A 1257-nucleotide genomic window follows, 5' to 3' on the forward strand; every position below is an offset into this window, starting at 1 on the left:
TGAGGTGGTCCGATTTAGCGGCACAGTGAATTTGTCAGATTTTTGTAATACTTCTGTTCAAATTGTTCAGGGCTTTGGTAGCCCAGCGATGAATGCTTTCTCTCCCGATTATAATAGACTTCAATATAGTCGAAGATCTCTGTATGAGCATCATCAACACTCAGAAACGCTCCGCCTTCTAGTAATTCCGCCTTCAGGCGGCTCCACAACGACTCCGCAAACGCATTGTCGTAGGGATCGTCAGCCCGGCTCATGCTGGGCCTGATGTGCCACAATCGAATTACCTCTTTTAATTCACTCGATACGTATTGGCCGCCCCGATCTGAGTGTATAATCAGACCTACGGCAGGTTGCCGCAACTGCAACGCACGACGTAGCGGAAGTATAACCAGTTCATCTTCCATCGTATTACCTACTTGCCAGCCCACTACTTTACGAGAGAATACGTCCATCCAAGTAGCTAGGTATGCCCAATCACCGTTAATTAACGGCAGATAGGTAATGTCGCTGACCCAAACCAAATTGGGAGCCTTAGGCAACGGCTGGCCTAATAATAAGTTCGGCCAATAACCTCTACCATGCTTGCTATCTGTCGTTCGAGGCACAAACGATTTAGGTTGAATAGCCTGCAAACCAGCCTTTTTCATCAACGTTCGAACTTGATGACGTCCCAAAAGATGCCCTTTTTCCTGCAACTCCGCTTTAATGCGTCGACTGCCATACCGCCGTTTATGTTTGTTGAAAATCTGTTCGACTAACTGCTGGTACTCCGTTTTTTCAGGGGTTAATTGGTAACTATCGCCCCGCACGTATCGATAGTAGGCCGTCCGACTTACTTCTAGCACCAAGCACAAGATTTCCACCGTAAACTCAGCAGCCAACTCTTGGACCAGTTGGTATCGCAATCTCAGGTCTGTCGGCTGATAATGGCTAAGGCTTTTTTTAAGATTTCGCGCTCGGTTTCTAGTTGATTGACACGTTGTAGCAATCGCTGGTTCTCAATCAGTATGTCCGAAGTTTGGCTCGAAAAATGGTGTTTTTCTTCCCCTTTGCTTCGCTGTTTCCATTTATAGATGAGCGCTTCACTGATGCCCAGTGCCTGAGCCACATATGGTACGCTCTGGCCGTTGGCAATCATCTTCAGCACGTCTGCTTTAAAAGTCGCGTCGTATTTACGCCTTTTAAGGGGGGTGTTTTTAGGCTGCATGTTCTTGCAAGTTAAGCAAGTTCACTGTGCCGATTTATTGGACCATCTCA

General features: G+C 46.9%; 2 protein-coding genes. Both read right to left on the reverse strand.

Annotated elements, in window-relative coordinates; genetic code table 11:
- Positions 1 to 14: 14 nt before the first annotated feature.
- Positions 15 to 905, reverse strand: coding sequence for an IS3 family transposase (locus tag ACFPMF_RS28000; RefSeq protein ID WP_379851480.1), 891 nt, complete (start codon positions 903 to 905; stop codon positions 15 to 17).
- A 2-nt stretch (positions 906 to 907) separates the two neighbouring features.
- Positions 908 to 1207: a transposase gene (locus tag ACFPMF_RS28005; protein WP_379851482.1), complete on the reverse strand. Its 300-nt coding sequence runs from the start codon at positions 1205 to 1207 to the stop codon at positions 908 to 910.
- Positions 1208 to 1257 lie beyond the last annotated feature (50 nt).

It is taken from the genome of Larkinella bovis (assembly GCF_042655385.1).
GTDB lineage: Bacteria > Bacteroidota > Bacteroidia > Cytophagales > Spirosomataceae > Larkinella > Larkinella bovis.

Bases quoted from the DNA above. Each gene is read 5' to 3' on its own strand.
- ACFPMF_RS28005 (WP_379851482.1), bottom strand. From the start codon at position 1,207: ATGCAGCCTAAAAACACCCCCCTTAAAAGGCGTAAATACGACGCGACT.